Source organism: Streptomyces sp. NPDC002623, assembly GCF_053592635.1.
The window spans coordinates 1-4568 of record NZ_JBSFWB010000095.1; the positions used below are offsets into that span (position 1 = coordinate 1).

General features: G+C 69.9%; 5 protein-coding genes and 1 pseudogene. 5 read left to right on the top strand and 1 reads right to left on the bottom strand.

Going from position 1 to position 4568, the window contains the following annotated elements; translation table 11 throughout:
* Window positions 1-40 precede the first annotated feature (40 nt).
* Window positions 41-490 carry a DUF6193 family natural product biosynthesis protein gene (locus tag ACWD4O_RS48580; protein ID WP_451289572.1) on the bottom strand — a complete coding sequence of 150 codons (450 nt, stop codon included), beginning with the start codon at window positions 488-490 and terminating at the stop codon, window positions 41-43.
* 71 nt (window positions 491-561) lie between these two features.
* Here ACWD4O_RS48580 and ACWD4O_RS48585 point away from each other — a divergent pair.
* The 5 genes and pseudogenes from ACWD4O_RS48585 to ACWD4O_RS48605 form a co-directional block, all read left to right on the top strand.
* Window positions 562-1320: pseudogene (locus ACWD4O_RS48585) on the top strand (transposase); the annotation flags it as partial.
* Window positions 1321-1448: 128 nt separating this feature from the next.
* Complete coding sequence (locus ACWD4O_RS48590; protein WP_451289573.1) at window positions 1449-2942, top strand: APC family permease; 1494 nt, start codon at window positions 1449-1451, stop codon at window positions 2940-2942.
* A 1-nt stretch (window position 2943) separates the two neighbouring features.
* Window positions 2944-3360, top strand: a complete 417-nt coding sequence (locus ACWD4O_RS48595; RefSeq protein WP_451289574.1) for a universal stress protein — start codon at window positions 2944-2946, stop codon at window positions 3358-3360.
* Between the two features lie 227 nt (window positions 3361-3587).
* Window positions 3588-4013, top strand: a complete 426-nt coding sequence (locus tag ACWD4O_RS48600; protein ID WP_451289577.1) for a terminase large subunit domain-containing protein — start codon at window positions 3588-3590, stop codon at window positions 4011-4013.
* A 33-nt stretch (window positions 4014-4046) separates the two neighbouring features.
* Window positions 4047-4229, top strand: coding sequence for a hypothetical protein (locus tag ACWD4O_RS48605; protein ID WP_451289575.1), 183 nt, complete (start codon window positions 4047-4049; stop codon window positions 4227-4229).
* Window positions 4230-4568: the final 339 nt, after the last annotated feature.

Below are 4568 nucleotides of genomic sequence, written 5' to 3' on the forward strand. Positions count from 1 at the left end.
CGTGTGGACTCGATGAGAAGAGCGGAGTGACGGGAGACTGTCACGCTCCGTTCTGTGGGAGCCCGGGGGTGAGATCCCCCGGGCCACCCGACCCTTCGTCTGTTTCTTGCTCCCGCGTGGTGGCCTCGTGAGCTGCGAGTTCTTCGGGGGTGCCCAGGAACGCGGGGCCGCAGTCCGGTGGCAGGAGTTCGACCACCATGGCGATGGCCTCCCGCGCTGTGGTTGCCGGGCCCACCGTCTCGGTGCGGGGAGGCCCGGAGACCCAATAGGTATCTCCGGCGGCGGGCTGGATGTAGGGGATGTCCCAGGTCCATCGCTTCTCGGTACAGCGGCTGAAGTGCAGCTCGCCCATCCCTGTCCAGGGAAACAGCTGCCGCAAGCGCGGCTCCGCGTAGGCCGCCTCCAGGAGTTCGACGCGCACGCGACCGTCGTCCCGTACTGCCTGCCAGCCTGCTTCCACGACGGCGTCGCCCGATGCATCCCTGTCCACGGCCCCATCATGCCCGTCGGGGACGGCCGGGTGAGACCCACTTGGCTGGTCGAACAGTCCCTCGAACTTGATTGCTCGAGCATGGCCCGGTGATCTCGCCGGTCGACCTGGCGCTGCTGGCCGAGCACCGGCGTGGGCACGGCGCGTTGTACGACGCGCTCAACCAGGGCCGCATCGATGCGGCAGGGCTGCGCCGCGCGCTGGCGATGCTGCCGCAGCCCGAGGTCGCGGACGGGCGTCTGGTCCTGGCCGTCGATGTCTCCGCGTGGCCGCGGCCCGACACACCGACCAGCCCGGACCGGCTGTTCCGTCACGTCTACGGACTCTCGGGACGCTCCAGCGACCAGCTCATCCCCGGCTGGCCGTACTCGTTCGTGGCCGCGCCGGAGACCGGACGGACGTCGTGGTGCCAACTGCTGGACGCGGTCCGGCTCGGCCCCGACGACAAGCCGGACACCTGGGGTGAGCCGGACGCCGAAGCCGTGCAGGTCACCGACCGGTATGGCACCGCGCAGGCGACGGCCTGGGACCGTATCCACCCCCGGCTGACCACCCGCAGCGCGTGGATCGTCCACGACGGTGAACTCCCCGTCATCGAGGGCACCCTGATCCGCCTCCAGGTGGACCATCTGCCCGGCGGAGGTGACCCGCTGCCCGGCGGAGGTGACCCGCTGCCCGTCTGGCTGTGGTCCTCCCTGACCGGCATGACCGGCAAGACCGGCAAGACCGGCAAGACCGGCATGACCGGCGAGGACGTCGACCTGCGTCGGCAGGCATTTCTCCGCCGCTTCGACTTGGAGCACACCCTCCGCTTCGGAATGCAGACGCTCGCCGTCGGCTGAATGCGTCGAGGCCACGCAGCCGAGTGAATCGCGGTCCCGCACAGCGCTTGTGCCATGGGGAACCCACCGAGTCCCTGTTGGATGACCGCAGGTACCCACGAGCGAGGTGAGGGCGTATGGCGGACAGCAGCGTGGACGCACAGCCACCGGAGGGGCTGAAGGCCGACGCGATCGGGTTCGTCGACGCACTCGTCATCGGACTCAACTCCACCTCGCCCGCATACTCGCTGGCCGCGGTCGTCGGTCCGGTCGTGGTCCTCGTGGGCGTCTACGCCCCCGGCGTGATGGTGGCGTCCTTCGTACCGATGCTGTTGATCGCGTCGGCGTTCTACTACCTCAACAAGGTCGACCAGGACTGCGGAACGACGTTCTCGTGGGTCACCCGCGCCATGGGGCCGTGGGCGGGCTGGCTCGGGGGCTGGGCCATCACGATGACCGGGGTCCTGGTCGTCGGGTCGCTGGCGGACGTCGCCGTCACCTTCGCCCTGCTCGCCTTCGGCCTCGACAGCTGGGCCGACAACGACCTCGTGCGCCGACTGCTCGCGGTGTTGCTCATCGTCGTGATGACCGCCGTGTGCGTCGCGGGCACCGAACTCTCGGCCCGGGTGCAGAACGTCCTCATCCTCGCCCAGGTCGCCTGCCTGCTCGCCTTCGCCGTCGTGGCGCTCTACCGCGTCTACGCCGACAAGGGGATGTCCGATTCCGTCGACCCGTCGATCAAGTGGCTGAACCCCTTCGGTGCCGGAGGCGCTTCGCTCACGGCCGCTCTGCTGCTGGGCGTGTTCATCTACTGGGGCTGGGAGTCGGCGGTCAACCTGACCGAGGAGACCGAGGACCCCGCCAGCGCGCCCGGCAAGGCCGCCGTCTGGTCGACGGTCGTGCTCCTGGTGACGTACGTCTCCGTCGCCTTCGCCGTGGTGGCCTACGCCGGAACGACGTTCCTGACGGACAACGCGGGAGAAGAGGAGTTCGTCTTCGCACTGCTGGCAGGCGAGGCGATGGGAGACTGGGACTGGGTCGTCCTGCTCGCCGTCTCCACCTCCGCGCTGGCCTCGACGCAGACGACGATCATCCCGGCGTCCCGTACGGCCCTGTCCATGGCGCGCCGGCACGCACTGCCCCGGCACTTCGCCCACATCCATCCACGCTTCCGTACGCCCGACGTCAGCACGTGGTGGGTCGCCGGCATCGCCATCGCCTGGTACGTCGTGGTCAACCAGATCAGCGCCAACGCCCTGTTCGACTCCCTCACCGCGCTGTCGCTGTTGATCGCCTTCTACTACGCGCTCACCGGGGTCGCCTGTGCCGTGTACTACCGCCGCCATCTGACGGAGAGTCTCCACAACTTCGTACTGGTCGGGCTCGGCCCGCTCGTCGGCGCGGGGCTGCTCGCCTGGCTGCTGGTGGAGTCGGTCACCGACATGGCGGACCCGGCGAACTCCTACAGCGGCGTCTCATGGTTCGGTCTCGGACCGCCGCTCGTCATCGGGATCGGCATCGCCGTCGCAGGCGTGGTCCTCATGGTCGTGTGGCGGCTGATCTCTCCGGACTTCTGGTCGGAACGCCCCGATGTGGCCGATCCCGAGCTCGTGCACCGGAAGGGGCACTGACATGGCGGTGATCCTCGGATACGACGAGTCCCCAGGCGCGGTCCGCGCCCTGCGAGTGGCCTTGGAGCTGTCCGCGGCGTTGGCCGAACCTCTCGTCCTGGTCTACGGCGCCGCCGCACCGGGAGGCCCGGGGGACGAGTACCGGACCCACCAGCAGGCCGTTCGCGAGGCCGGAAGCGTGGCCCTCGGTCACGCTGTCACAGCGGCCGACGCCGTAGGTGTCGCGACAACCGTCGAGATCATCGACCAGAAGCCGGCGCAGGCCCTCCTGGACTCCGCGTCGCGCCATGGCGCGCGGTTCATCGTGGTCGGCAGCTGGGGGGAGAGTCCCGTCCGCGGTGCACTGCTGGGCTCGACACCCCACAAACTGCTCCACCTTTCGCCCGTCCCGGTGCTCTGCGTCCCGATGGAGACATGAGGCGGTGACGGCCGTCCCGGGGCGGGTGGGACATGGCTCTCACGGCGGCAGCATGGTCGTGTGGTCCGGGAACCGAGGGCGCATGACGCTATCGAGGCATGGGGCGATGAGCTCGGCATCCACATCGACCCCTCCAGCCGGGCGGCGATGCGCTCGACATCGCAGGCCACCAGGGCGGCCTCGTCGCAGCGGGCATCGGTGGCAGCCTCACCGGCAAGGGCGCCACCATCGCCCTCTTCGACGACCCCGTACAGGACATGGCCTCCGCCGACTCGCCCAGCATGCGCCGCAGCACCTGGGAATGGTGGCAGTCCGTCCTGCAGACCCGCCTCGAACCCGACGGCGCGATCTGCGTCATCCAGACCCGCTGGAACGAAGACGACCTCGCCGGGCGCATCCTCGCCGACGCGCAGGCCGACGAGTGGAAGATCATTGACCTTCCCGCGCTCGCGGACGGCGACACCGACCCGCTCGGCCGCAGACTCGGTGAACCGCTGTGGCCCGAACGCTTCGACGCCGAGCACCACGCCACCACCCGCCGCCGCGTCGGCGAACGCGTCTGGGCCGCGCTCTACATCGGTGCCGCACGCGGCTACGACGGCCACCTCTACGTCCTCGACGATCGCTCCGGGAGCATGGGCGCGAACGAGTAGCTACGTGGCGAGGGCTTCGCCAACGGCGCTCTCATGCCCCGCGTCCTCGAAGTCACCGCCAAGGTCGGCAAGCGGCTGCGGGCCGATCTGATCGCCCAGCTGTACGAGCAGGGCCTGGTCCACCACGTCGGAGCGCACGTAGCCCTCGAGGAGCAGATGGTCACCTGGGTCGTCGGCATGGACAGCCCTGACCGCATGGACGCCGCGGTCCACTGATTGACCGAACTCGCCGACCCCGACCAACTCGCCGCCGTCGCCGGACACACCCACGACGGTCGCCTCGGCGGACGCCGATAACCCCCGGAAACGGCCCCATATAGGCCAACGGCCCAGCCGGGGCACCCGACTGGCCCCGGCTGATGGCCTTCCGGGCCATGTCGATCAGAGGGAACGTGGCTATCGCGGCCGGCGTCTGCGTGGTCGCCGTCGCCGTCGCCGTCGCGGGCATGGTCCTGCTGTGGCGTACCGAGGGCTGCCCGAGCGTGCTGACGCCGCAGGCGGTGGCCGACCCGCAGCCTCCCGGGGCGGTGAGCCGGCCCGGGCGCAGGGCCAGAG

What these genes read in the sequence shown, in the direction of transcription:
- ACWD4O_RS48590 (WP_451289573.1), top strand. Translation starts at nt 1,449, where the DNA reads ATGGCGGACAGCAGCGTGGACGCACAGCCACCGGAGGGGCTGAAGGCC.
- ACWD4O_RS48595 (WP_451289574.1), top strand. Translation starts at nt 2,944, where the DNA reads ATGGCGGTGATCCTCGGATACGACGAGTCCCCAGGCGCGGTCCGCGCC.
- ACWD4O_RS48605 (WP_451289575.1), top strand. Translation starts at nt 4,047, where the DNA reads ATGCCCCGCGTCCTCGAAGTCACCGCCAAGGTCGGCAAGCGGCTGCGG.